Raw genomic sequence first — 25,671 nt, 5'->3', positions numbered from 1 at the left:
CCCAGCAGGGCCGGCGCAGAGGCGGCGCTCACGGCCGCACCGGCCTGCTGGGGAACATCCGCAGGATGACCCGGACCATCCGGCTGTCGGCCGCCGGGCTCTCGGTCTTGACCTCCTCGGTCCACGCCTGGAGGACGGCGCCCAGGCGCTGGTGCAGGTCCTTGGTCTGCTCGGGGGTGGCCCGGACCAGGCTGTCGGTCGAGCCTGCCGCGCGCCGCCACTCCGGCGTCGTCTGGCCCATGTCCTGGAGCCACTGCTGCGTGGCGCGTGCCTGGTACCGGAAGTTCTCGAGCTCCGCGTGGTCTGCGACCTTGCGGCCCAGACTGTCGGGCGCGAAGTCCTCGGCGCTCCACGTCAGTTGGCGCTCGGTCACCCGCCACCAACTCTCCCGGGTGTCGCGGGCCAGCTCGGGCGCCGGCTCGACGAATCCCTGCCGATGCAGCGGCTTGAGGTGGTGGCTCACCGACCCCACCGCCAGCCCGGTGCGCGCGGCGAGCCCGCCCACCGTGGCCGGCCCCTCGACGTACAGCAACTCAACCAACCATCGCCGGGTCGGGTGGTGCAGAGCGACGAGGACGTCGATCAGCTCGGTACTGACGTCGTCGATGCGGTGCCGGTGCTCGGCCGTCTTGCGGGTCACACCTCTAGCCTGCGGCCGGCGAGCGTCTATCTACAAGCACTGTTGTATAACTCCCGGGCTCCGTGTGCCCGGCGAGATGTCTGGGCCCTCAGAGCGCTTGCTGCGCTGTCAGACCGCTCCCCGTGATCGACCCTGGATCGCGACCGTTTGGTCCGTCAGGACACGAGCATCGTCCCGGTCTCCATGAACCGCTGGTGCCAGCTCAGAGCCTCGCTGAGCAGATGGGGGGTCTGGCGTCCCCACGCCCCGGCGAGCGCGCGGTCGAAATAGTCCTGCAGCATCGGCCGGTACTCGGGGTGGGCGCACCGGTCGATGATGTGCTGCGCCCTCCTCCGAGGCGCCAGCCCTCGTAGGTCGGCCACCCCTCGCTCGGTAATGACGACATCGACGTCGTGCTCGGTGTGATCGACGTGGGAGACCATAGGGACGATGCACGACAGTGCGCCCCCCTTGGCCGTGGAGGGGGTGACGAAGAGCGAGACATAGGCGTTGCGGGCGAAGTCGCCCGAGCCTCCGATGCCGTTCTGGATGGCCGATCCCATCACGTGCGTGGAGTTGACGTTCCCGTAGATGTCGGCCTCGATCATGCCGTTGGTCGCAATCACTCCGAGGCGACGGATCACTTCCGGGTGGTTCGAGATCTCCTGTGGGCGCAGCAGAATGGGATCCTTGAACCGGGCGATGTTCTCGGTGAACCGATCCAGCCCCGCTGGACTGAGTGAGAACGCCGTCGCGGAGGCGAACCGGATCGTGCCCGATTCGAGCAGGTCGAGCATGCCGTCCTGGAGCACCTCGGTGTAGGCAGTGAGCTCTCGGTGATGTGTCTGCCCGAGCCCGGCGAGCACGGCGTTGGCGATGTTGCCGACGCCGGACTGCAGCGGCAGCAGCTCCGGCGGCATCCGCCCGCCGCGCACCTCGAGGTCGAGGAAGTCGATGAGGTGATCGGCGATCGCCCGCGAGTCGTCGTCGATCGGCTTGAAGGCGGTGTTGCGGTCCGGAGCATCGGTCTCGACGATGGCGACGATCTTCTCCGGGGGGGCAGGTGAAGTAGGGGATGCCGATGCGGTCGTCGGGACGGTTGATCAGCACCGGCCGTCGGTGCGGCGGCAGCGCGGTGCCGTAGTAGATGTCGTGCATGCCGTCGAGCTCCGGCGGCTGCCGGGCGTTGACCTCGAGGATGACCTTGTCGGCCAGGTCGATCCAGGTCTTGTTGTTGCCCACCGACGAGGACGGGATCAGCTCGCCGTCCTCGGTGATCCCCGTGACCTCCACGAGGGCGACGTCAAGCCTGCCGAGGAAACCCTCCCAGGCCATCTGTGCGACGTGCGAGAGGTGGACGTCGATGTACTCCATCGTGCCCGCATTGATCTTCGCCCGGCTGATCGGGTCGGACTGGTAGGGGAGACGTAGATCGATGCCGTCGGCTTCGGCGAGCGCCCCGTCGAGCTCCGGTGCCGTCGAGGCCCCGGTCCATACGCCGATGCGAAAGTCCTCGCCCCGGGCGCGGTGCTCGGACATCATGGCCGCCAGTGCCTGGGGCACGACCTTGGGATAGCCGGCGCCGGTGAAGCCGCTCATGCCGACGTTGTCGCCAGGCCTGATGTGGGCTGCGGCCTCGGAGGCAGACATGACCTTGTTCCTCAGCCCACGGTGCGCGATGCGTCCAGCCATGGCCACCCTGATTCCTTCAGCCTTCGCATTGTCAGACTAGGGCATACGCCAGCGGCGACAGTTGGAACCGCTGGTGGGAGGACACGGACGGGCAGCCCCAATTCCGGACGAGAGTGTTCAGTTGACCGGGGGACGGATGAGCACGTCGACTTCTCGGCGCTCGCGGCATCCCGGCTCTTCGCCGAACGCACCTCCGTGCCGGGTGCGATCGACGTGCTGTCGCTGGCGTTTCGCGGTGTGAGTGGCGGTGAGATCGAGTCCGACGCAGCTGATGAGCCGCCCGGTGACCTGGCTCTAGCGCCCCTGTGTCGGCGGTGGGTCCGGCCGCACCGGGTTGCAGAGACCGTAGAGAACCTGGCGCTGGTGCTTCGGACGTGCGTCGCGGACGTCGCCGGGTCAGGCGTCAGCCCCTCGGTAGCTGCGCTCGACCTCATCGGGGGTCACTGCGTCGGGCTGGCTGATGCGGACGTGGTTGCCGAACGGGTCAGGGATCCCGACGTCGGTGCCGTAGGGCTGCTGGACCGGCTCCTGGGTGCTCTCGACGCCCGCCGAGCGCGCCCTTGGTGACGAGGCCGCGGACCTGGGCGGCGGTGGCGGGGTCGTGCTGCCGGCCACCGACCAGCTCGAGCTGCAGGGAGCTGTCCTGTCCGGGGACCCCGATGGTGAGCCAGCGCATGAAGCCGAGGTCGACGTCGTCGCGGGTCTCGAGACCGAGGTGCGCGGTGTCGAAGGACAGCGCCTCGTCCTGGTCGAGTGCGCGTGGCGCGGACGGGTCCATGACGCGACGAAGCAGGACGGCACCGCGAGCGACCCGTGACGTGCTCGGTGTTCGGAGGGTGGGTGGCCGACGATCCTGGCGAAGCCCACGTCCCGGGCGACGTCGGTGACCGGCCGATCGGTCCGTCGGAGCAGTGTCATGCCGCGTTCGACCCGGCGGCGTTGCAGATAGCGGTGCGGAGTCTCGCCGTACACCTGCGTGAACAGTCGTCCGAACTGAGAGGGTGACAGGTGCACTGTCGAGGCCAGCTTGGGGATGTCGAGCGGGTCGGCGTAGCACCGGTCCATCTCGTCGCGCGCACGGAGCGTGCGGCGATTCGTTTCCTCGTGCCTGCTGAGCTCCACGCAACAAACACGCGGGGGGAGGCGTGACCTCCAGATCAGGCACCTGGCTCGCGGCCGGTCGTGGTGCTTCGGCCTGACCTGAAGGCGGCGTACGACGCAGTCTCGGTCACGCCGATCGGTGCCTGAGCGGGGCCAGCGGTGCGCGTCGAGCATGAAGGCGTCAGGCTTGGATAGCATGATCGGATGGCTGACACCGTCTTGGTCGCTGGAGCCGGTGGCGTCATCGGCAAGCACGTGGCCGACACCTACGCCGCTCGTGGCGTCCGCGTGCGCGGGGTGAGCCGGCGGCCGGTGACCGACGCCTCGTCCTGGGAGCACCTTCCAGTCGACCTGCTGGACCCGGAGTCGGCCAGGAGGGGTCTCGCGGGCGCGGCTGACACCACGCACCTGGTGTTCGCGGCCTACATCGAGCGGCCCACCGTTCGAGAGCTGTCGCAGGTCAACGTCGCGCTGCTGGAGAACACCCTCGATGCCTTGGTTGCGTGCGGAGCGCCGGTACGCCACGTCACGCTCTACCAGGGCGGGAAGGCGTACGGGGCGCACCTCGGCTACTTCAACTCCCCGGCCAAAGAACGCGACCCACGGCTGGTTCAGCCCAACTTCTACTACGACCAGGAAGACGTGCTCCGCGCCAGGGCCGCCGAGCGCGGGTTCGACGCGACCGTGCTGCGGCCGGAGGGCGTGATCGGCTACGCGGTGGGCAACCCGATGAACCTGCTGATGGTGATCGCGGTCTACGCCAGCATCTGCCGCGAGCTGGGGCAGCCGTTGCGCTTCCCTGGCACGGTGGCGGCCTACGACGCGCTGTATCAGGTGACCGACGCCGATCTGCTGGCCCGGGCGACCGTGTGGTCGGGGTCGGAGCCCCGGGCTGCGGGGGAGGTCTTCAACATCACCAACGGGGACCAGTTCCGCTGGCGCCAGCTGTGGCCGACCTTCGCATGTCACTTCGGAATGGAGGTGGCCGAGCCACAACCAGTGCCGTTGGTCGACGCGATGCCGGCTCACCGTGACGTCTGGGAGCGCCTCGTGTCACGGCACGACCTGCGCCCCACGCCGTACGAGGACCTGGTGGCGTGGCAGTTCGGGGACTTTCTGTTCCGCTCGGAGTTCGACAACGTGACCTCGACCGTCAAGGCGCGACAGGCCGGCTTCCACGACTGCCTGGACTCGGAGGACCGCTTCCGCGAGCTGTTCGACGAGCTGGTCTCGCGTCGCGTGATTCCGCCGGTGGCCTGACAAGGGCCCCAGCAGTCGAGCCGCCGTGCGTCGTAGCCCCGGCGGGACGAGCCGGGGCAGGTCGGTGTGCCTGGGGGCCGGGACCATCTACCTTGTTCCCTGAGCAGGGATCGTGGGCTGCGCTGCGCGGGAGCCTTCGCTGCCCCGGCCGAGGGTGCCCAGAGGCGGCGGCATGATCGCGCGGCGGGGTATGGCTCGTAGGGGTGCGCCGTTCGTGGGTGATGAGGGTCGCGGCTAGGGCAATGGTGAGGCCAATGATGGTCTCGAGGGCGCGCTGAGCCAGGAGGGTGCCGATCGAGGCGGGCAGCATGAGGTCGCCGAGCACGAGGGCCATCGGGGTGAAGAAGACCAGGCCGAGGCTGTAGTTGCGCCCGGTGGTCAGTTCGGTGCACGCCTGGAGCACGGCGATCACCATGATCGCGGTATAGCCGGTGGGGTGTGCGGTCAGGACGAGGGCTGCAACGCCGAGGCCAGTGGCCGTGCCGATCACCCGCTGGGCGGCGCGCGCGAGGCGGGCGCGCAGGTCGGGGGCGGACATGGGCACGGATGCCGTGACGAAGGTCCAGTAGGGGTGGCCGATGCCGCTGGTCGCGACGGCGACGCCCGCGGCGCCGATACCGAGCACGTAGCGGGCGGCGTGGCGGCCCACCGGGTCGGGCGGGCGAAGGCCGCGCCACGCCAGCGGAGGCGGCACCGGTTCGCCGCCGTGGCGGGCGCTGCGCCCCGGAAGGGCCAGCAGCAGCGCGAAGATGGCCGCGCCGGCTGCAGCGAGGGTGGCTGCGGGCACCGTACTCAGCGGGATCGGGACCGTCGCCGAGGCAGTCAGGGCGAAGACCGGGTTCAGCGCTCCGGCCGGATGCCATCCGCCCCGCTCGGCCAGCAGCACCGCGACCCCGGCCCAGGCGGCCCCGACCGGGACGAGCAGCCAGAGTCGGAACGGGATGGTCGCCACCAGCGCGCCGACGGCGACGCCGACCACCAGTACGGCGCTCGCCTGCGCCTGCATGACGAGACGTGCCCGAGGCGGCTCGTGTCGGCCGTACAGGGCGGCGAAGGCGCCGATCGCCGCATACAGCAGCAGCTCGCCGCGACCCGACGCCCAACAAGCCATCAGCGGCACGAGGATCGCCAGGCTCGCGCGCAGGGCGGTCCAGTGGGCGCCGGCGTGCGGGCCCAGGTGGAAGACCGCCGCCCACCAGGACCGCGGCTGGGTGGCCTGCGTCATGTGTCGCTCCGAGGTGCTACAGAAGTGAAGTACTATCCAGGATACTACAGTTCTGAACTATCGTGGTGACCAGGCGGTGACCGCGGGCCGGGAGGATTCGGATGGACCAGGACGCAGACGGCATGTCCGCTGGCGGCGACGTCGTGGACGGGATGCAGCGCGAGTGGGCCCGGCTGCGCCCCGAGCTGAGCTTCACCAGCCTTGGTGTGATCCACCGGGTGCTGCGCGCCTCCCGCCTCATCCTTGAAGCCAGCGACGCCTTCCTCGCCGGCTACGGGCTCACCCGCGGGGAGTTGGACGTGCTGTCGGCGCTGCGCCGTTCGGACGAACCCCTGAGCCCGACGTCGCTGGCCCAGACGCTGTTGGCACCACGCTCCGCGATCACCATGCGGCTGAACGCCCTCCAGGCTCGGGGACTGCTCAACCGGTCGGCGAACCCGGCCGACGGCCGCTCGTCCCTACTTGTCCTGACCGATGCGGGGGCCGCGCTCGTGGACGAGGTGGTTCCCGCCCAGCTCGCCTTCGAAGATGCCCTGCTCGCCGAAGCCCCTCCCGAGGCCATTGAGGGCCTGGCCAGCCGCCTGCGCGCACTGACGTCCGCCTGGGAGCAAGGACGCAGCCGCCAAGCCGGCTCCGGCAAAGACCGGCGGCACGGTGCGCTCGAGCCCGACGGATGAGCCGCACCAGCAGGCGCTTCGCGTGAGCATCGGCCGGCGCGCTGCTCGGTCGGGATCGTCTGTCGGCCCGATCACGAATCGCGCTCCCTCATCGGCATCAGAGTGGAAGCTGGCGCTGCTGACGCGGCGTACTCTCCGAGCGCCCTTCCCTTGTGCCCGAAGTGTTCAATCCGCGATATGCGATCTGCGGCTCGGATACCGTGAGTGAACAGCTCGTCACTGGTGCCGCGAAGTCAGGTGAGCATGGTCTTCTTGGAACACATGCTCCCCCCCCCGACCACCGGGCGGCGGCTCGCACGGTCTCGGTCCTGTGTGGCGTGGCAGTGGTGGTCACGGTGCTGTTTGCGCCCCTCGACACCCAGCAGCGCGACGTCGGGGCCTGGCCTCTCCTCATGGCGGGAGCCACCGTCGCCCTGGTCGCCGTGATGAGCTGCCTGGCGTACTTCGTCAAAGAGGCCAACAAGGTCGCCTGGGTCGCGTGCCCGCTCCTCGCTGTCGCCGCGATAGTTGCCATCGACCTATTGACCTACGACGCCTCGGTGGCTGCGCAGATCTTCTTCCTGTTCCCCACCCTCTACGGCGCATCGCTGCTGAGGCGGGCTGGCGCCGCCGTGATGACCGTGGCGGCGCTGATCGGTGAGCTCGTGGTGGTCGCGGTGCAGCTACCGTGGCGCGAGGCAGTCATCGACTTTGGATACGTGACCGCGGTGCTGGTGACGACGGCGGTCTTCTTGACCCGCGCCGGCGAACGTCAGGCAGCGCTGGTAGCGGCGCTCAAGAGGCAGGCCGCGATCGACCCGCTGACCGGTCTCTTCACTCGCCGCGTTCTCGACGAGGCCGCGACGACCGCCCTTTCGGGGGCGGGAAGCGACGATGGCACGGCGCTGGTCCTGCTCGACGTCGACAAGTTCAAACGCGTCAACGACGTCTACGGCCACCCAGCTGGTGACCAAGTGCTGGTGCAACTGGCCGAGCTGCTGCGAGCAGGGTCCCGTAAGGGCGACGTGGTGTGCCGCATGGGCGGCGACGAGATCGCGGTCCTGCTGCCGGGATGTTCCGCGTCGACGGCTCGCCGCCGGGGTGAAGCGATCATGGAGGACGTTCGAGCCGGCTCGATCCTCGTCGGCGACGGCCAGGTCGTCGACGTGTCGGTCAGCGTCGGCTGGGCTCATGCCCCCACCGATGCCGACAGCCTGCGGAGCCTGTATGCAGCCGCAGATGCGGCCTTGTACCGGGCGAAGCACGCCGGCGGGGACGCGTTGGCCGCCACCCCGGAGGGCGCGCAGGCGTGACCCGGGCGCCGCGCGGACGCGGCGCCCGTCGCCGCGACCGTGCACAGCGCCCCTGGAGACCGGTCCACCGGCAGGGAGCCGGAGACGCCCTCCGGACCAATTCCTGACGGTGCCCTCATACCAGGCTGGATCACGGAGATTCGGTCGTCCGGCAGCTGGACTAGCAGCGGATGTACCGGTCCTGGGTGCCTCTACTGGAGGTAGCCCTCGACGGTCGGGCCACCGCGAGTCGACGCGGTGTCTGGGTCCTGGCCGAACTCGCGGTGCGCTTGGCGTTGACGCAGCAGGTCCCAGGCCTGGTCGAGCTCTGACTCGATGCTCGTGAGCTGGTGGCGCTCCTCGTCGACGGAGATCTGTCCGGCCGCGAGCCGAGCTCGCAGGTCGCGCTCACGGCCAACGAGGTCAGTGATCCGCTGGTGGATGGGTTGATCGTCGGCCATCGTCGCCGCTCCTGGTGAGGGGGTAGTTGCTCCTGGTGAGATCAGTCTGGCTCTACGTCGACGTTTGGTCGAGCGTGGCCGGAACATCGCGACGGGCCGTCCCCGGTCGGCTGAAGCTCGACGGGGCTTGACGGGGCACCGGTACCAGGAAGGTGGCCGGGTCGCGCACCGTCGGTCACACCACGTGCGGCGTCACCAGGTCCTGGTACATGTGCAGTTCCCTGAGAAGGGTGTGCGGCACCGGCAGGCCCAGTTCCGTCATCGACTGTGCGTACGCGGACAGGGCGCTGAACAAGTTGTGTTGTTCGACGGTCGGTGTCCGGGAGCTCGAGTGACCTGAGGTGCGCGCGCTGGCGACCGCGGCCCGGGCGTCGCGGATCGCGGCGAGATACTCCGGGCAGGGTTGCGGCGGCTCCCGGTGGCACTCGGCCCGCCCGGCGGTCCGCTGGGTCGGCTCGGGGTTGGTCGGCGAGTTCTGCGACGGACTACGCACTCGGGCATCCCTGGGTTCGACGCACCGTCGCTACGGCCAACGTCAGTGCGGGGGCTGGGCATCGACGGCCGTATCGGCCCCACAGTAGCCCGGCCCCGGCCGTGAGGGGGCCGGATCGGACGACCGCCCCACCCGGCGTATCCATGCGAAACCACCCGCCTGCGTACGTTCCGTCTGGACGCGACTGTTGGCGTGGATCCTGGGGTCGGGCTTGCCTGGCGGGCTCCGGCGGTCACTGTCTGTGAACCACCGGGAGGAGACCGGAGTGCCGGTCAGCTCGGCTCGGCGACGAGCTGGTTGCGGAGTGTCGCCGTGTCCGCCTCGAGCCAGCCCTCGGCGGCCTTGCCGTTCTCCATGCGGAAGATCTCGATCCAGGTGGTGGTGACCTCCCGACCAGAGGCGGGGATCCCCATGAAGTCGCCACGCTGGGTTCCTCGGTCCGTGCCGCGGACCACGACTCGGTCGCCGTCGACGAGCACGTCCTCGAGGGTGGTGTGGAGGTCCGGGAAGGCCGCCCGGTAGTCGGTGACCGCCGCGCCGTACTCGCGGGGGCCAACGATCCGCACGTCGAAGGTGTTGTGGCTGACGAACTCCGGGGCGAGGAATGCGTCGGTCTCGCTGACGTTGCCCTTGTTCCAGACCTCCTCGAAGAATCGGCGTACGGCCGTCCTCAACTCGTCGTCGGACATGTTCGCCTCCCCTGGCTCGGAGGTCCGCCGGCTGTGCGGACCGTCGTTCCTGCCAGTAGACGCTCGGCGTCCACGGCCGGCAAGGGGCGAAGGCGTCCTCCCAGGCCAGGCCCGGCGGGAAACGCCTACCCCGCGGGCTTGGTGCGCCCGAGGCGCAGGGCCTGGGAAGAGCCGCCCGCACCGCGGGTGAGGATCCGGAACGTCAGCACGGGCAGGGCAAGGATCGCGGCGTACACGCCGAGCCCCGCCGCGCCCACACCCAGCCAGCGGACGGCGGACAGATCCTCCACGGTGCTCAGGTCCTCCACGGCGATGCCGGTGCCGGACACCAGGAGGAACCCCGTGCCCACCACGAGCAGCAACGACCGACCGTGGCCATGCCACAGGGACGCCACCACGGCACCCGGGACCATGAGCACCACGAACGCCAGCAGGATGCCGACCGTACCGCCGAGCGAGAACTCCGCGGGTCGACCGCTGGCGAGCGAGACCAGCCGCATCATCAGACGTGCCACCGCGCCCATCAGGAGCCCCGCCAGGAGCGCCGCCCCCAACCCCACGACTGCGCGACGGACCATGTTCGACCTCCCCCTTCGAGCGCGACGCGACTCGCCGCGGCCGGCACGAGGCTAGGGGGCCCGTCGCTGGTTGTCACCGGCCCGGCCGGGTCACCTCTGGGTGGCCCGTTGGCGCGCTGCCTCCCCGGCCCCTCGGGCGCATGCCTGGCAGCGAGACGGCGGTGAGGTCCCGGAACCCGGTCTGCCACGGCCGTCTACGTGTGGGGTCCGGAGCGTCGCCCCTCGGCGCGGATCGCTTGGAGGAGTGCCTGCACGGCGGGGGAGTCGCTCATGCTCCTGCGGTGCAGCGCCAGCACCGTGCGGGACGGCACCGGGTCGGTGGCTGGTACGGCGACCAGGTCCGCGGTGAGGGATGCTCGACCCAGTCTCGGCACGAGCGCGATCCCGAGTCCGGCGCGCACGAGGGCGAGGTGGGAGTCGAACTCCATCGCGACGTGCGCGATGCGCGGGACGCGGCCGGTGCCGACGTACATCCGATGGAGCCATTGGCGGCAGATGCTGCCCTCCGGAGTGGCGATCCAGCCCTCGTCGACCAGATCCCTCGGTGTGACGCGGTCCTTGGAGGCGAGCGGGTGGTCGCGGTGCACGATCACGTCGGCGAGGTCGGTGGCGACCCGGGTGGCGACGAGGTGGTCGGGGATCTCCAGCGGGACGTCGCCCCAGCTGTGCACCACGCCGAGGTCGGACTCTCCTCGGGCGACGAGGTCGATAGTGTCCCACGGCTCCCGCTCGCTCAACGCCACCTCGAGCTGCGGGTGGTCGGCCAGGACCGCCGGCACACTGGCGGCCACCAGCCCTCGCATCGCCGTGGAGAAGGCCGTGAGCCGGACCTCGCCGGCCACGGTCGCGGCCTGGCGGTGCAGGCCGGCCTCGAGCTGCTCGAGCTCGGCGAGCAGCCGACCGCCGTGGTCGACGAGGTGACGACCGTGGCGCGTCAGCATCACACCGCGCCCGACCCGCTCGAGCAGGGGAACGCCGCTGGAGCGCTCGAGCCGCTTGATCTGCTGCGAGACCGCGCTCGGCGTGAACCCGAGCGCCTCCGCGGCTGCGACCACCGAACCGTGCGAGTCGACCGCTCGGAGGGAGGTGAGGGCGTCAAGGTCGATCATGGAAGCAACGCTACCGCTTCAGCGGTAAACTCAGTCGCTGGTGCTTCACAATGTCACCGGCGACGATAGCTGCATGAGCCGCCGCGACACGCTTCTTGCCGCCCTGGTCGCCTGCATCTGGGGCTTCAACTTCGTCGTCATCGACTGGGGCATGGGAGACGTGCCACCGCTGCTGTTCGCGTCGATCCGCTTCGCGCTGGTCGCCGTACCGGCCTGTCTGCTCGTACGTCGCCCGCAGGCGCCGTGGCGGACCGTCGTCGCGGTCGGGGTCTTCATGAGCGTGGGCCAGTTCGGATTCCTCTACGCGTCCATGCACGCGGGCATGCCCCCGGGGTTGGCGGCCCTGGTGCTACAGGCGCAGGTGGTGCTCACCGTGTTGATCGCGGCGGGGGTGCTTCGCGAGCGGCCTTCGGGTGGCCAGGTCGCCGGCGTGCTCGTCGGTGTCGTCGGCCTGATGGTTGTCGGTCTCGGTCGCGGTGGGCACGTGCCGGCGACGGCGTTGCTGCTCTGCCTGGCGGCCGCCCTGTCCTGGGCGATCGGAAACGTCGTCTCGCGGGCGGCACGGCTCACCGGCGGGGGACTCTCCCTCACGGTCTGGTCCGCCCTGGTGGTCCCCGTGCCGTTGCTTGTGCTCTCCGTTCTCCTGGACGGACCCGGCGCGGTCGGTGACGGGTTCCGGGCTTTCGGTTGGCACGCAGCGTTCTCCACGGTCTACACCGCCGGGCTCGCCTCGTTGGTGGGGTACGGCCTCTTCAACACCCTGCTGGCGCGCAACCCGTCCTCGGCGGTCGTGCCGTGGGTGCTGCTGGCGCCGGTCGTCGCCGCGGCGAGCGCCTGGCCGCTTCGCGGCGAAGTGCCGAACACAGCCCAGGTGACGGGCGGCGCGCTGCTCCTCCTCGGCGTACTGGTCGCACAAGGCTTCCTCAAGAGGTTGCCCGGCTCGGCTCACAGGTCGGCGGCTCCGGTGGCGCCTGACACCGCGGACCCGGTGCCGTCACGGCAGCCACTGCTGCGCTGAACCGGGAGCCGCCGCCGCCCCGACGTCGTCTGCCATCGCACGGCAATCACTCCGCGGGACAGGGTGTCTCGTCGGGGCAGCTTGTCGGAGAGGTTCGCCGGAAGTGACCGCAGCACCCCGCGCACGCGCCGGAGTACGTTGAGCGTGAGGTCGTGTGTTGGAGGCGTCATGACGTTCGACGTGGTGGTCGTGGGCGGTGGGTCGGCGGGCTGTGTGGCCGCGGCCAGGCTCAGCAGCACGGGTCGGTTGAACGTGCTGCTCGTGGAGGCCGGCCCGGACTACGGCGGTCTCGAGGACCTCCCGGCCGACGTGGCGGACTCCTCGGCCCCGACCACGGACCACGACTGGGGCTTCGTCTCCGAGCCCGACGAGGCGGGACGCGTCACCTCGTTGCCCAGGGGGCGGTTGATGGGCGGCTGCTCCGCCACCAACGGGGCGTTCCTGATGCGCGCCTGGCCCCAGGACTTCGACCGCTGGGTCACGGCGGGCAACCCGGGCTGGTCGTTCGACGAGCTGCTGCCGTGGCTGCGGGACCTGGAGAACGACGCCGACGACCATGACGGTTGGCATGGGCGGTGCGGCCCGGTGCCGGTGCGCCGCACGGCGTACGACGAGCTCGCACCCGTGCACCGAGCCTTCGTCGACAGCGCGCGGGCGATCGGTCATCCGCTGGTGCTCGACCACAACCACCCCCCGCGCGATCGGGGTCGGCCCGTTGCCGCGCAACGTGCGTGACGGGCTGCGGATGAGCACGGCGCTCACCCACCTCGCGCCCGCTCGAGGACGGCCGAACCTGACCGTCCGGGCCCGGACGCTGGTGGACCGGGTCGAGCTCTCCGGCACCGAAGCGGTCGGGGTCCGACTCGCCGACGGTGAGCTGGTCGAGGCGGACCGGGTGCTGCTGTCCGCGGGGGCCTACTGCAGTCCGGCGATCCTGATGCGGTCCGGGATCGGGCCGGCCGTGCAACTGGCGGAGCACGGGATCGAACCTCAGGCGGACCTGCCCGGCGTCGGCACCGGTCTCGCAGACCATCCGCTGGTGGCGGTCGACCTGCCGACGTCGCCCGGCTTCACCGGTCCACGGTTCCAGACGATGCTGACCATGCGATCGAGCTCCGCCGCCCCTGAGGGGCCGCCCGACCTGCACCTGTTCGCCGCGGGTCCCTTCGATGACCCAAGCTCGCCGACCGGCGGCGTCTTCGGGGTGGTCACCGGACTGCTGTCGCCCAGCTCGCGAGGCAACGTCCGGCTGCGGTCCACGAACCCGGCCGACCCGCCGCGCATCGATGTCGCGCACCTGCGCACCGCCGACGACCTGGCCCGGATGGTGGAGGCCACCCGGCACGCCCGCAGGCTGGCCGGCACCCGACCGCTCGCGGACCTCGTCGCGGGCGAGGAGCTCACCCCGGGGCCGGCGGTCGCCGACGACGAGGACAGCCTGGCCGCGTCGATCCGGTCCCGGGTCGGCAGCTACCACCACCCGGTCGGCACCTGCGCGATGGGCCCGCGTCCGGCCGAGGGCGCCGTCGTCGACGCGACCGGAGCGGTGCACGGCGTGCAGGGCGTCTGGGTCGCCGACGCCTCCGTGATGCCCGTCTTGCCGTCCGCCAACACCAACCTGACCACGATGGTGGTGGGCGACCGGATCGCCGCATGGCTGCTCGCCGGCTCGTGCTGACCTACGCTCGGCGGCGCCCCGGCGGGCTTTGCCGACGTGACCCCTCGTCGACCTGGGACGCCCCGTCCTAGGCCAGTCGCTTGCTGGTGTGCGAGCCGAGTCGCAGCCAGCGGTAGCCGTAGCCGTCCAGCGCCACCTCGCACCGTCCTGCGTCGTCGATGGAGGTGTCCTGGGTCGACTGGAGCAGGTCGATGAGATGGGCGGAGCGGTCGCAGCCCTCGAGGTGCAGGGGCACGATGCAGCTCTCGGGGCTGAGGTTGTGCACGGCGACGATGCGACGGTCGTCCCATGCCGACTCATGCGCGAGCACGTGGCGGTGCGGCTGGTCGAGGACCTTGAAGTCGGCCCACCCGAGCTCCGGGGACTCACGGTAGCGGCGGATCAGCAGGGCGATGAATTCCAGCAGCGACGAGGGGTCGGTGCGTTGCTGGGCGACGTTGACGTGCTCGGGACCGAAGGCGCCATCCACCATGGGGCGGGGGAGTCGCGAGCTCCGGGCACCGGAGAACCCGCCGTTGGGCTGGTCGCTCCACTGCATCGGGGTGCGCACGGCGAGCCGACCCTCGACGTCGAGGTTCTCGCCCATCCCGATCTCCTCGCCGTAGAAGAGCACCGGGGTGCCGGGAAGCGAGAACATGAGGCTGTAGGCCATCCGGATGCGTCGCGGGTCCCCTTCGAGCATGGTCGGGAGCCGGCGCCGCAGCCCGCGTCCGTAGAGCTGCATGGCCGGGTCCGGTCCGAAGGCGGCGAAGACCTCCTGCCGCTCGGCGTCCGACAGCTTGTCGAGGGTCAGCTCGTCGTGGTTGCGCAGGAACGTCGCCCACTGCGACTGCCGCGAGGTCGCCGGCCGCTTCTGCAAGGCGCGCACGAGAGGTCTCGCATCCTGACGCGCGAGCGCGAGGTAGGTGTTCTGCATGCCGATGAAGTCGAACTGCATCGTGAGCTCGTCGCCGTCCCGGCCGCCGAAGAAGGTCTTCTGGTCCTTGTGCGGCAGGTTGACCTCGCCGAGCAGGATGCCATCGCCCGTACGACGCCCGACGAAGGACCGCAACGAGCGGAGGTACTCGTGCGGGTCGGGGAACCGCTCGAGCTCGGCCGCGTCGACGCCGTCGGTCTGGAGCATGAACGGGACGGCGTCCACGCGGAAGCCGGAGATGCCGAGCTCGAGCCAGTAGCCGAGGACCTTCACGATCTCGTCGCGCACCTGGGGGTTGGTGATGTTCAGGTCCGGCTGGCAGCGGTAGAAGCGGTGCAGGTACCACTGCGCCGACTTCTCGTCGTACTCCCAGATGCTCGTCTCCTGGTCCGGGAAGACGACCTCCTTCGTGGTGTCAGGCGGCTCGTCGTCGCGCCACACGTAGAAGTCGCGGTACGGCGAGGTGGTGCTCGACCTGGAGGCCTTGAACCAGGGGTGCCGGTCCGAGGTGTGGTTCACGACCAGGTCGACGATCACCCGCATGCCGCGGTCACGAGCGGTGTGCACCAGCTCCACGAAGTCGCCGGCCGTCCCGAACCGCGGGTCGACGCCGTAGTAGTCGGTGATGTCGTAGCCGTCGTCGCGGTCCGCCGTCGGGTAGAACGGCATCAGCCACAGGCAGGTGACCCCGAGCTCGGCGAGGTAGTCGAGGCGCTCCGCAGCCCCCTGGAAGTCGCCGACCCCGTCGTCGTTCCAATCCATGAACGTCTCGACGTCGAGGCAGTAGATGACCGCCGTCTTCCACCACACATCGCTCGTCTCGCTGATCCGCATGCCTCACCGTACGGCGGGTGTCCTGATCGCGGCCAACGTGCGGGGTTAGTCGGGTTCGGTCAAGGACGCCGGATGGGTCAAGGCGTCGTCGGAGCGTTGCGACCCTGCGTGGGTGCGCCGACGTCGGTGCCTGCGGAGTCCTGCAAGGGCCGGCGTGAGGAGGACGAGGGCAACGAGGAACTGCCAGTCGCCGGGGAAGCCGAGCTCACCCGAGGCGTTGAAGGCAGCATGGAGGACGCCGGCCGCGAGGAGGCTACCGCCCGTGGCCTCGAGGGTCTCGCCGATCAGGTACCTGAAGAAGGGTGCGATGACTGCCAGCGCGATCAGCCCGACGGCAACGCTGCCCCACGTCCATCCCGGCGCGAACTGCAGCGGCAGGTGCATGATCACGAACAGCGGTGCAGTCAGCATCGCTCCCTTCAGCAGCCCGTGTCGGGCTGCGAGACAGGTCTGCACGTGGCCGGCCCAGGCGCCTTCCTCGGCCAGGTTCACTTCCAGCGCACCGTAGAGGAACGTCTGCAACAGGTATCCGGAGATCAGCGCGGCCCATCCTCCTGCGGGCAGCTGCCACGTGCCGGTGACTGCTGCGATGGCGCCGGTGAGTACCGGGAGTGCCAGCAGGATGAATGCCCACCTACGCAGGCCGAACCGCCACTGCAGGAACCGCGCCAGGAACCGGCCGATGCCGGCGCGTCCGCCGATCACCCAGGTGACCACCAGCGCCGACCCCAGCAGCGCCACGTACGTGAATGCGTAACCGAGGGCGGTGGTCGCGAACGAAGTCACGGTCCGAACCGTCAGCAGGGGGATTCCCAGCCCGTAGGCACCGACCAGGAATGCGCTGACCGGGTGCTCGATGATCCAGCGGGCGACGGGGGCGTGACGTTCGGTCGGTGAGTGCTGCGGGGGTGTGGGGGCGCTCATCGGCCGGTTCCCCTGCGGCTCGACCCTGCGGCGAGGTCCACGATGGCCGGGTCCAAGCGGGGAGTCCGACCCGCCGGGGAGGAGCCCTGCTGAACGCACCAGGCGATCCATCCTCCGCTGGCCGTGACGAGCAACGCGCCCACCAGGACGGTGCGCGGCGTGCTGCCGGTCATCGCGGCGGCGACGACGAGACCGAGTGGATACATCAGCACGGCCGCCACCGTCCAGACAGCCGCGGTCCACCGGGGAAGGATCCTGGACCGCCAGATGGCCACGCCGAGCAGGCTGTTGCCGAGGAAGCTGAGCGTGATCACCAGCAACCCGATGAGGCCTTGAGCCACTGAGGCTGTCGTGCTTGGTAGGTCGCGCAGTGCGTAGATGCCGGCGCGGTAGGCCTGTCCCTCCAGCGGGGCGGCGACGGCCGAGATCCCGATGACCATCAGGAAGAGGGTCTGGCCGAGCACCGTGATGACCATGGCCAGCAGGCTGATGTTCCTGGCGTGGGTCGAGGCGAGGTGAGCAGCGAGCGCGAACACACCGAAGATGCCGAGGATGGTGCCGAGTCCGCTTCCCACCACGTGCGTGAGCACGTACTGGTCGGTGGTCACATACCGGGCCCAGGCGGCGTACCGCCTGCTCGGGTCCGGCTGCGGGTCAAGCGTCGTCCAGAACGTCAACAAGCCGTAGCTGGGCAGACACACGAGACCTGCACGAATCCATCTGCTCGGTCGCGGCTGCATGCCGGCCTCCTCGCGGCTCGGCGGGATCTCGAGGCGAGGCACACCCCACGTACGTGCGCTGGCGCTCGTGACCTGACGCAGTACAGGGATTCTGCCCCCGCGACATCAGTGTTCTGGCCAGTGGTCGGAGGACGCAATGGCCCAAGCTGGCCGCGGTGTAGGGGATCTGGTCATGACCCGATCCGGCCACTGGGGGCTCCCTCCTGACCAACTGAGGTCAGCGGGTCGGCGAGGCGCAGGGCAGCTGCGGCCAACCCAGCCCCGAGCAGCGAACCGAGCGTGTTGGAGAGCCAGTCGTTGGTCGAGCAGCTCCTTCCGAGCACGGTGGCGAACGCCTGAACCGCCTCGACAACCGCGGAAGCGCCGCTCGCGACGACCAGGGCCACGAGTGGCCGTCGGGTCAAGACGCCGGCCAGCAGGACGATCGGGGCGAACAAGGTCAGGTTTGCCATCAGCTCAACGGCGCCGAGGGTAGGCAGGTCCCATTCCGTCGCGCAGCCGACCGCGAGGTCGCGGCTCGTGGGAACCAGGGTGAGCAGAGCAACCGCGCCGATTGACACGGTGAGCAGCACACGCGTCATTGGCACGTTCGGAACCAGCCAGGCTCCGACCAAGGGACCGAGAACGACCAGTACCACGAGAGCAACCGTCGTGATCCACGGATACTCGACAAGGATCGTGGACAGCACGAGCCGGACCCTACATGCGCCCGTCCCGAGGGGCGCGCGAGCTGTGACCGTCGGAGCCACACCGGCGAGGACCCAGGTCGCCGCGTCACACGACCACGTGCTGCGGCTGTCCTCGTCTACTTCCTACGCGACTTCTGGACCATCACTGCGATGACGAGCAGGACCGCCAGACCCGCGAACACGATGGTGTAGAACACGCCTGATCCTCCTCGAACACCGAGCCGTCCTCCATCCTCCGGCGCGAGGCCCCGGGGACGCCTCACCCGATACGGATGACCTGGCTTCGGCCGGTGTTGAAGACTCCTCCCATCGCGCCGCCCACTCCGGGGCGGTATCTCCCGTGCGGCATCACCCGCATCCTGGACACGCCGAGGAGCCGGACGTTCCGTTCTTTTCGGACAGAACGGGGGACCACGATGGTTCGCACGACTCGGCGTGCAGTAGCAGCGGGAGTGGCGCTCATCGCCACCGCAACCACCTTTTCCGCGCTCGTCGAGCTACTTGCAGCTCCGGTTCCGTCGCAGCGGTCAGGTCGGTGAGAAGGCGCGGGCCTGCGCGGTCAGCACGTCTTCTGACTACATCGGCTCCGGCCCTGGTCCGGTCGCGACCGGTCAGCCGGACGTCTACGACCACCCGCTGAGCAAGCCCTGGTCATTCGAGGCCAACGACGACTACGGCACCCCGGCGACCACGAGTGCGTGTGCCGGACCGTGGGACATCGTCGCGACCCCGTACAACACCTACATGGTGGGCGCCACCTCCACCACCACCAAGGGTGCGCCGTTCACGGAGAAGTCCGTCTTCTCGTTGTTCCGCGGCTCCCGACTCACGACGAACGTCTCCCCCGAGCCGGTGCGCCGCGGTGCGACCGTGACCGTCAAGGGCCGGCTGACCCGGCAGGCGATGGCGCCGACCGGCTCTCGACCGGCGCCCGGATCGACAAGTACGTCCCCTTCGGCGGCGAACCGGTCGTCCTGCAGCGACGGACCCTGTCCGGCACGTACAACAACATCCGGACGGTCCGCAGCAACCGGGACGGATACCTCACCACCAAGCTGAAGGCCCTGCCCGAGGACCGCTGCTACCGCTGGGTGTACCGCGGCTCCGAAGCCACCCTGCTCGTCACCGCGGCCGGTGACTGCGTGCACGTCGTCCGTCGCTGACGGCCGCAGCGATCAGTGCGTGCGGGCTATATCGAGTCGGCTGGTACCAGGAGGAGGGTGGGTCTCACCCACTCAAAAGAGTTCCCATGATTGCTGTCGCGGTGGTCGTCGTCGTACTTGGGCTGTTCATCGGCTGGGCCTCGGTGCTGCAACGGCGACGGGGCGGAACTGCGCGACCGGAAGAACTCGGGCGCGGCAAGGGCATGTCCGGCTTGCTGTAGGCCAGGCGCACCCCAAGGTCAGCGATGCGCTGGACATTCCGCGAGCCCCCCGAGGATGGAACCTGCGCCGCCCGGAGTGCTGCACGTCCGCTCATCTGCATGAGCGCGCGGACAGCGGCAGATCCGCACGCTTTCCCCAGCAGGATGGAGAGCTCCACGGGCGTCCACGAGGGGCGGTAGCCTGCGAAATATGGAGAGCAGCGGTATCAGGGGCACAGCCACGTGGAGCAGCACGAGGCGTCGATGCGGCCCTGCGGCACCGCGCTCGCCGAGCACGCAGGGCAAGAGGTCCGCCGCGGTCCGTTGCCGGCGTCGCGGCGCGGGAGCACACTCGGACTGGTCATACTTGGCGCCGCGTCCCAGAGCTTGGCGTTCCCAGTGACCCGGCCCAGCCGTGGGCGCGACAAGGGAGGCGGGCGGCAAGGGAGGCGCCATGGACGAGTCACGAGCTCTCCGGCGTGCGGGATGGGCGGGCGCGGCTTCACTCGCGCTGTCTGTGATCGGGCTGACGCTGACCTATTTGGTCGGCGTAGACGCGGCAAGCATGTCGGACGCCTCCATCCTCGAGAGGCTCAACGACGGCGGGCGGCAGGTCGCCGCCGGCATCGGGGTCCCCGTACTCGCGGTGGGTGTCGGGCTGCTGCTCTGGTTTGCCACGGGGCTGCGTCAGGTGCTGGACCAGCTGTCCGGCGGCGACCCGCTCGCGCACGCGACCGTGCCCGCAGCTGCGCTGCTCGGCGGGTTGATGATCACCGCGGTGTCACTTGACGTGTCTAGCGCGGTCGCGGCGCTGTCGGACGAGTTCACCCCCAACCCGGACACCGCTCGCGCGCTCGGTATCGCGGGAGCCATGACCGGGCTCACCGGGCTGATCGGCGGGGCGGTTCTGGTCGCCGTGACCACACGGATCGGCCAGCAAGCGCGCGCCCTGCCGACGTGGGCCGTCTGGGTGTCCTACGTCGTCGTGCTGCTGTGCCTGTTCGGCTACTGGAGCGGGGGCATCGCGTCCGTGGCTTTCGCGCTGTGGCTCATCGGCGCCGTCATCGGGGTGCTGCGCATGTCGCGGCGGCCGCCGGCCCCGGCCGTCCCGGCACAGGGCGCACCGGCTCGGCCGCCCGCCCGGTCAGGGCGATGAGACGTGCGTCCTTGTGCACTGAGGAATCCAGCTCCGGGTTCTACTTGGCCTCAGGCAAGGGGGGCCCGTGGCGCGGGTCCACGGTGATGCACGAGGCCGGCGCCCCAACGGAGACCGTGCGGCAGTCGTCCGGGGCCACGCTCGTGAGCACCTTCCACTTCCCCGACACCCTCAGGGCCGAGGCCGAGAAACACCACCGCAGGGCCAGGGACTGCCTAGCCCGGGACGCGTAGGTACCCGCCGGCGACCCAGTCGGTGACCAACCTGCCGTATTCCTCGGCTGCCTCCTCCCACGCGAAGTGGCCGGCCTCAAGCGGATGCATCGCGCTGTGGGGAAGGAGCTCGTCCAGGTAGTCGCTGTTCGACCACGGCACAAGCTCGTCGTGCCGGCCGGCCACGATCTGGGTCGGCGTGTTGATGGAGGGCAGCAGACCGTGGAGCACGGGGTTCTGCTCCGGGTAGGTCCGCACGAACCGCGCCGACTCTGCGAAACGACCGAGGTCGTAGGCGCTGACATAGTCCTCGTGGACCTCCGGTTCGCTGGTGCTCGGTGCCACGGGCTCGACGGCGGAGCCGATGTGCTTCCGGGAGTCGAGCGCGCGCACGTCGTCCAGGGTCGGCGCTTCGATGATCTCCTTCAGCGCGCCGCCCGCCTCGATCGGGAAGCGGACCGCGCCGCCGCCGACGGTCAGGCTGGTGACTCGCTCCGGAGCCTGCGCGGCCAGGAACAGTGCCGCGGCCGTGCCCACGTCCGGGCCGACGACGTGCGGGGCTCCCAGGCCCCATTCCTCGATCAACCGGGCCAGGAACGCTCCGGAGCCGTCCGGGGCGATCAACTCCGGGCGACCATCCGAGTGGCCGAAACCTGGCATGTCGATGGCCACCACCCGCCCCACCTCCGCCACGCGATCCCAGATGCGCCGGAAGGCCCACAGGCTCTCCGGCCACGGCGCCAGCAGGAGCATGGTGAGCGCGGAGTGTGACCCGTTGTCCGCGAACCTGACACGCACTCCGTCACAGACCCGGAAGTACGTGCTCATCGTCGAAACCGCTTTGGCACCCATGTGACACCGCCGATCGCGTGCAGTTCATGGACTACGCCCACGCCCACCAGTGTGCTTGTGGGCTGGCGCCCTCTGTCAAGAAGTGGGTAGGCCGCCGATAACGAGGCTGCGGCGGCGAACGCATCGGGCCGCGCAGAGTCAGCGCCGGGTGCCGCTTGACGCGTCCTGGCGACGGACCCAGCTCGACGAGCGGACGACGAGGGCCGAGGACCCAGGAACTCTTGACGAGTCGCTGCCACCGTTCGTCTGGCAGACGCCCGAGAGGGCACGTGGTGGGGTCTGATCGGGCAGCTGTCACCATGAGCGGCGCTTACGCAGCCGTCGCTCTCCGGGTGCCCGCCGCCATACTCCGAGTGCGGGCACCCGACGGGGGCTGCGCCGCGGCCCGGAGTGCTCGTGGAGGAGTCATCCGGGTCGCGGCAGCTGCGTAGCCCGGCCGCGTGGCTCTACCGGTGCGCGACCACACATGCTGCGCTGGCCCCGGATGCAGCATCTGGACCCCGTGCCGTGTCCCTGACCAACGAAGGGCCGCTGACCGGGCCGCACACCTGGTTCGGATGGTCTGCGCCGGTCTGCGCAGGCGGAGGTCGTCCCCGGCGTCCACACCCGGGCCGTCGTCGCGCGGACCGCCTCCGGCTCGCGTCCCCGGGACCTACCCACCCAGCGCAGCAGGACGCCGCCGCCGAGCAGCACCGGCAGCGGCCCCTGAGCCCGTCCCTCGTCCATCCGGCCATTTTCGCCCGCGCCCGCCGGACCTGGTCTCCCGCCGCGTCGCCTTCTGGTAACTGGGAAGGTCTGGCGCGCACGCATCGTTGAACGCACGACCAACTCGTTGTAAGGAGCCGGAGCATGGCCACGATCGTCGTCGTCGGAGGGACCGGATACACCGGGGGGAAACATCGTTGGTGAGGCCGCCGCACGCGGCCACGCCGTCATCTCGATCAGTCGGTCGGAACCCTCTGAGCGGGTGCCGGGCGTCCGCTACGAGCTGGGCCCCGTCCAGGACGTGGCCCCGAAGGTGATCCCGGGCGCCGATGTGGTCGTGGCGGCGCTGTCGCCGCGGGGGGACACGGCCGGCCAGCTGGTCGACGCGTACGCCCAGCTCGTTGGACTCTCCGCGGAGGTCGGCGCGCGCTACCTGCAGATCGGCGGGTTCAGCTCGCTGCGCCCCGCCCCGGGCGCACCGCGCTTCGTGGAGGGCGAGATCGCCGAGGAGTTCCGGGCGGAGGCGCTCGAGGGTGAGGCGACGCGCGTCATGCTGGCCGAGAGGGCACCCGAGAACCTCGATTGGGTGTTCATCAGCCCGGCGGCGGGGTACGGCGCCTTCGCTCCAGGTGAGCGCACGGGGCGCTACCGCGTCGGGGATGAGGTCGCTCTCTTCGACGCCGACGGCGGGTCGACCATCTCCGGAGCCGACTTCGCGATCGCGGTCGTCGACGAGATCCAGAGGGCGGCCCACCACCGCGCGCACATCGGCATCGCCTACTGACGTCTTGCGGCCGGAGCACTACTGCTTGCCGGGTTCGGAGGCGGCGCCGCCGTGGCGATGGGGGGGCGGCCAGCGCGGGCACGGGCACCGGCACCGCGACATCGAGCGGCTCCTCTACCAGCGGTCACGCCGGTGAAACCCCGCTGAGCGGCACCACCGCAGAGCGTCCCGTCAGCGCGCCGACTTCGGGCTGACGTGGGGTCTGGTTACCGAGCTGTGCTGTCGAGGTGACTGGTCGTCCGTCCACCGAGGCGCGGCTCTTGGGTGTTTTGCGTCGCCTTCTGGCCGGGCGCTGGCATGATGACACGATGACCTCCCCCGAGAACCGTCCGGCGCAGCCATGCGCGGACCAGGATCGGGGGGGGACTGCTGCAGGACCGGTTGACACGGCTGGCGCGGGTGACCAGCGCCCTGGTGATGGCCAACAGCGTGGAGGCCGTGTCGAAGACCGTCGTCACCCACGGCGCGGATGCTGTCGGCGCGCCGCTCGCGGTACTGACCCTGCTCTCCGACGACGGCAGGAGCGTGCGAATGGTCGGGCTGAGCGGCGGGCGCCCCGGCGATGTCGACGCGTGGACGAACTATCCGGCCACCGAACTCACACCCACCACCGATGCCATCCGAACCGGGGAACGTCTCATCCTCACCGGCGCACAAGCGATCAACGACCGGTACCCGGCTCTGGACCTGGCCGGTCGGGGGAGCAGGTCCATCGTCGTGCTGCCGCTACACAACGGCACCCGCTCCCTGGGCGCCGTGGGACTGGCTTTCTCCGAGGAGCGCGAGCTGGACTCCGCGGAGCTGGAGTTCCTCGACATCCTGGCCGACACCTGTGCTCAGGCGCTCGACAGGATCGCGGCGCAGGAGATTGCCGCCATCCAGAGCGCGAAACTGGCGTTCCTGGCCGACGCGGCCACCGTTTTGGCCAGCAGCCTGGACTACGAGGCCACGTTGACCAGCGTGGCCTGGCTGGCGGTGCCCACGTTCGCGGATTGGAGCGCCATCGACCTCGTGGACGACGGACGCCTGCATCGCCTGGCGGTGGCGCACGTGGACCCGGCCAAGGTCCAGCTCGCCCATGAGCTGGCCGAGCGGTATCCGGCCGACCCGGATGCGCCCAACGGTGCCTGGCAGGTGATGCGCACGGGACGCAGCGAGCTCATCGCGGACATCACCGACGACATGCTGGTGGCCGGCGCCGTCGACGACGAACACCTGGCAATCGCGCGTGACCTGCAGTTGCGCAGTGCCTTGACGGTCCCGCTGGTGGTGCGCGGACGGGTCCTTGGCGTCCTCACGTGGGTCGCTGCGCAGGCCGACCGGCGGTACAGCATGGACGACGTGGCATTGGCCGAGGATCTGGCGAAGCGGGCGGCGGTGGCCATCGACAACGCCGAGCTGTACAGCCAGACGGCCGCCGCGGCGGTGCAGTTGCAGCACGCGGTCCTCCCAGAGGCGTTGCCCGAACTGCCTGACTGGGACATCGCACACTTCTACAGCCCCTCAGGGCGGACTGAGGTCGGCGGCGACTTCTACGACGTCCTCCCGCTCGAGGACAGCCGGGTGGTGATGTTCGTCGGGGATGTGATGGGCCGCGGTGTCGCCGCAGCGGCGGCGATGGCGCAGATGCGCGCGGCCGTGCGCGCTTACGCGGCGATCGACCCGACACCCGAGGTCGTCGTAGCGAAGCTGGACCTGATGTACGAGCGGTACCCGACCGACCAGCTCGTCACGCTGGTCTACGCACTTGCCGACCCCGGTCGTGACGAACTCGTCGTGGCGAACGCCGGGCACCCGCCGCCGCTCCTGCTGCGTGCCGACCGGAGCGTCGAGCAGCTCCCGATCGCCGATGGCGCTCCTCTCGGCGTCGCCTTCCAGGACCGGCACCAGTCCACGGTCCCTTTCCGTGGCGGGGACACCGTGGTCGCGTTCACCGACGGTCTCATCGAGCGTCGCGACGAGGACATCACCCAGGGGCAGGAGCGTCTCCTTCAGGCGGTGATGGGTATGAAGGGCGCTGACCTGACCGCAGCGCTCGCGAGCATGGTGGAGAAGGTCCGGGACCCATCGCGGGACGACGACGTCGCGGTTGTCGCAGCCCGACGCAAGTAGCGGCCCCGCAACCGACGGTCGGTGGCGCTTCCTGGACTGCGCCTACGCCCACGAGGGTGCTTGTGGGCTGGTGCCCTCTGTCAAGAGGTCGGGTCTTCGTGGTCTGGGCGTCGTTGGTTCGGGCGTCGTGTTGGACGCCCCGAACCAGGACCTGACATCTGGCGTTCATCCTGCGTGAACCGATGCGATAACTCCACGTCGTAGCCTGCGATCGAACGCGAAGGAACGTCGATGGACCGGATCTCGTCGGGTCTGCCACTTCGACCGCCCAGATCCACTACCTCCGAGGTTCGGTCGGGTACGCCGTGACTCCAGGGCTCAGCCACCCTGCCCCGACGTCGCTCCAGCCGCCACTGCCGTCGTCGCCTTCTACGCGGCGACCAGGCCTCGGGGCCGGTCGCCTGCGACATCAGCAACTTACGAGGAGGAAGGGGCCGATGTGTCGCTGGCTCGCCTACGTGTTTCGGACTGGGCTGGTACTCCGACCGTCCGATCCCGGAGTGATCCGCAGCG

The 25,671-nt window shown here is 69.9% G+C and carries 23 protein-coding genes and 2 pseudogenes; 10 read left to right on the top strand and 15 right to left on the bottom strand.

The genetic code is table 11. The annotated features are described in order from the left end of the window. Positions 1-28: 28 nt before the first annotated feature. The 4 genes and pseudogenes from KRR39_RS10475 to KRR39_RS24675 form a co-directional block, all read right to left on the bottom strand. Entirely contained in the window at positions 29-640 is a 612-nt protein-coding gene (locus KRR39_RS10475; protein WP_216941960.1) for an ArsR/SmtB family transcription factor, read from the bottom strand. A gap of 155 nt (positions 641-795) precedes the next feature. Further along, a pseudogene (gene scpC / locus KRR39_RS10470) lies at positions 796-2,311 on the bottom strand (succinyl-CoA:acetate CoA-transferase ScpC). A 484-nt stretch (positions 2,312-2,795) separates the two neighbouring features. Further along, positions 2,796-3,089, bottom strand: coding sequence for a VOC family protein (locus KRR39_RS10465; protein ID WP_216943018.1), 294 nt, complete (start codon positions 3,087-3,089; stop codon positions 2,796-2,798). 89 nt (positions 3,090-3,178) lie between these two features. Continuing rightward, a pseudogene (locus KRR39_RS24675) lies at positions 3,179-3,376 on the bottom strand (helix-turn-helix domain-containing protein); the annotation flags it as partial. Between the two features lie 240 nt (positions 3,377-3,616). Between KRR39_RS24675 and KRR39_RS10455 the strand changes: the two are divergent. After that, positions 3,617-4,672 carry an SDR family oxidoreductase gene (locus tag KRR39_RS10455; RefSeq protein ID WP_216941959.1) on the top strand — a complete coding sequence of 352 codons (1,056 nt, stop codon included), beginning with the start codon at positions 3,617-3,619 and terminating at the stop codon, positions 4,670-4,672. On the opposite strand, the gene KRR39_RS10450 is transcribed toward KRR39_RS10455, so the two are convergent. Beyond that, complete coding sequence (locus tag KRR39_RS10450) at positions 4,566-5,897, bottom strand: FUSC family protein (RefSeq protein WP_216941958.1); 1,332 nt, start codon at positions 5,895-5,897, stop codon at positions 4,566-4,568. The two genes, KRR39_RS10455 and KRR39_RS10450, sit on opposite strands and share 107 nt — an antisense overlap. Positions 5,898-5,998: 101 nt before the next feature. On the opposite strand from KRR39_RS10450, the gene KRR39_RS10445 reads away from it, so the two are divergent. Next, a complete protein-coding gene (locus KRR39_RS10445) occupies positions 5,999-6,574 on the top strand; it encodes a MarR family winged helix-turn-helix transcriptional regulator (RefSeq protein WP_216941957.1) in 576 nt (191 codons plus the stop codon). A 152-nt stretch (positions 6,575-6,726) separates the two neighbouring features. Continuing rightward, positions 6,727-7,866 carry a GGDEF domain-containing protein gene (locus KRR39_RS10440; RefSeq protein WP_216941956.1) on the top strand — a complete coding sequence of 380 codons (1,140 nt, stop codon included), beginning with the start codon at positions 6,727-6,729 and terminating at the stop codon, positions 7,864-7,866. Between the two features lie 191 nt (positions 7,867-8,057). Here KRR39_RS10440 and KRR39_RS10435 read toward each other — a convergent pair whose 3' ends face one another. The 5 genes from KRR39_RS10435 to KRR39_RS10415 all read right to left on the bottom strand — a co-directional run bounded on the left by KRR39_RS10435 (position 8,058) and on the right by KRR39_RS10415 (position 11,175). Continuing rightward, on the bottom strand, positions 8,058-8,306 hold the full coding sequence (locus tag KRR39_RS10435; protein WP_216941955.1) for a DUF2630 family protein: 249 nt from the start codon (positions 8,304-8,306) through the stop codon (positions 8,058-8,060). Between the two features lie 175 nt (positions 8,307-8,481). Then, positions 8,482-8,799, bottom strand: a complete 318-nt coding sequence (locus tag KRR39_RS10430) for a hypothetical protein (RefSeq protein ID WP_216941954.1) — start codon at positions 8,797-8,799, stop codon at positions 8,482-8,484. 272 nt (positions 8,800-9,071) lie between these two features. After that, a complete protein-coding gene (locus KRR39_RS10425; protein ID WP_216941953.1) occupies positions 9,072-9,488 on the bottom strand; it encodes an ester cyclase in 417 nt (138 codons plus the stop codon). Between the two features lie 125 nt (positions 9,489-9,613). Further along, on the bottom strand, positions 9,614-10,066 hold the full coding sequence (locus tag KRR39_RS10420; RefSeq protein WP_216941952.1) for a hypothetical protein: 453 nt from the start codon (positions 10,064-10,066) through the stop codon (positions 9,614-9,616). Between the two features lie 194 nt (positions 10,067-10,260). Further along, positions 10,261-11,175 (bottom strand): LysR family transcriptional regulator, encoded by a 915-nt coding sequence (locus KRR39_RS10415; RefSeq protein ID WP_216941951.1) that lies wholly within the window; start codon positions 11,173-11,175, stop codon positions 10,261-10,263. Between the two features lie 73 nt (positions 11,176-11,248). On the opposite strand from KRR39_RS10415, the gene KRR39_RS10410 reads away from it, so the two are divergent. From KRR39_RS10410 to KRR39_RS10400, 3 genes are all read left to right on the top strand, one after another. Then, entirely contained in the window at positions 11,249-12,193 is a 945-nt protein-coding gene (locus KRR39_RS10410) for an EamA family transporter (protein ID WP_216941950.1), read from the top strand. A 168-nt stretch (positions 12,194-12,361) separates the two neighbouring features. Continuing rightward, positions 12,362-12,928, top strand: coding sequence for a GMC family oxidoreductase N-terminal domain-containing protein (locus tag KRR39_RS10405; protein WP_216941949.1), 567 nt, complete (start codon positions 12,362-12,364; stop codon positions 12,926-12,928). Between the two features lie 10 nt (positions 12,929-12,938). Continuing rightward, positions 12,939-13,871: a GMC family oxidoreductase gene (locus KRR39_RS10400; protein ID WP_254185659.1), complete on the top strand. Its 933-nt coding sequence runs from the start codon at positions 12,939-12,941 to the stop codon at positions 13,869-13,871. Between the two features lie 67 nt (positions 13,872-13,938). On the opposite strand, the gene KRR39_RS10395 is transcribed toward KRR39_RS10400, so the two are convergent. From KRR39_RS10395 to KRR39_RS10380, 4 genes are all read right to left on the bottom strand, one after another. Continuing rightward, positions 13,939-15,621, bottom strand: coding sequence for an alpha-amylase family protein (locus KRR39_RS10395; protein ID WP_216941947.1), 1,683 nt, complete (start codon positions 15,619-15,621; stop codon positions 13,939-13,941). Positions 15,622-15,666: 45 nt separating this feature from the next. Next, positions 15,667-16,545: a CPBP family glutamic-type intramembrane protease gene (locus KRR39_RS10390; RefSeq protein ID WP_216941946.1), complete on the bottom strand. Its 879-nt coding sequence runs from the start codon at positions 16,543-16,545 to the stop codon at positions 15,667-15,669. Next, a complete protein-coding gene (locus KRR39_RS10385; protein WP_216941945.1) occupies positions 16,542-17,153 on the bottom strand; it encodes a hypothetical protein in 612 nt (203 codons plus the stop codon). The genes KRR39_RS10390 and KRR39_RS10385 overlap by 4 nt, the downstream gene beginning before the upstream one ends. Positions 17,154-17,455: 302 nt before the next feature. After that, a complete protein-coding gene (locus tag KRR39_RS10380) occupies positions 17,456-17,974 on the bottom strand; it encodes a VanZ family protein (RefSeq protein WP_216941944.1) in 519 nt (172 codons plus the stop codon). 1,249 nt (positions 17,975-19,223) lie between these two features. On the opposite strand from KRR39_RS10380, the gene KRR39_RS25615 reads away from it, so the two are divergent. Both KRR39_RS25615 and KRR39_RS10375 read left to right on the top strand, forming a co-directional pair. Further along, on the top strand, positions 19,224-19,358 hold the full coding sequence (locus KRR39_RS25615; RefSeq protein WP_302053574.1) for a hypothetical protein: 135 nt from the start codon (positions 19,224-19,226) through the stop codon (positions 19,356-19,358). A 433-nt stretch (positions 19,359-19,791) separates the two neighbouring features. Further along, complete coding sequence (locus KRR39_RS10375; protein ID WP_216941943.1) at positions 19,792-20,493, top strand: hypothetical protein; 702 nt, start codon at positions 19,792-19,794, stop codon at positions 20,491-20,493. Between the two features lie 215 nt (positions 20,494-20,708). Here KRR39_RS10375 and KRR39_RS10370 read toward each other — a convergent pair whose 3' ends face one another. Next, positions 20,709-21,533, bottom strand: coding sequence for an alpha/beta fold hydrolase (locus tag KRR39_RS10370; RefSeq protein WP_216941942.1), 825 nt, complete (start codon positions 21,531-21,533; stop codon positions 20,709-20,711). A gap of 922 nt (positions 21,534-22,455) precedes the next feature. On the opposite strand from KRR39_RS10370, the gene KRR39_RS10365 reads away from it, so the two are divergent. Both KRR39_RS10365 and KRR39_RS10360 read left to right on the top strand, forming a co-directional pair. Further along, positions 22,456-23,046 carry an NAD(P)-dependent oxidoreductase gene (locus KRR39_RS10365; protein WP_216942525.1) on the top strand — a complete coding sequence of 197 codons (591 nt, stop codon included), beginning with the start codon at positions 22,456-22,458 and terminating at the stop codon, positions 23,044-23,046. Positions 23,047-23,445: 399 nt separating this feature from the next. Next, positions 23,446-25,158 (top strand): GAF domain-containing SpoIIE family protein phosphatase, encoded by a 1,713-nt coding sequence (locus tag KRR39_RS10360; RefSeq protein WP_216941941.1) that lies wholly within the window; start codon positions 23,446-23,448, stop codon positions 25,156-25,158. Positions 25,159-25,671 lie beyond the last annotated feature (513 nt).

Source organism: Nocardioides panacis (assembly GCF_019039255.1).
GTDB classification, from domain to species: Bacteria; Actinomycetota; Actinomycetes; order Propionibacteriales; family Nocardioidaceae; genus Nocardioides_B; species Nocardioides_B panacis.
This window is presented reverse-complemented; position numbering and strand designations above follow the sequence as displayed.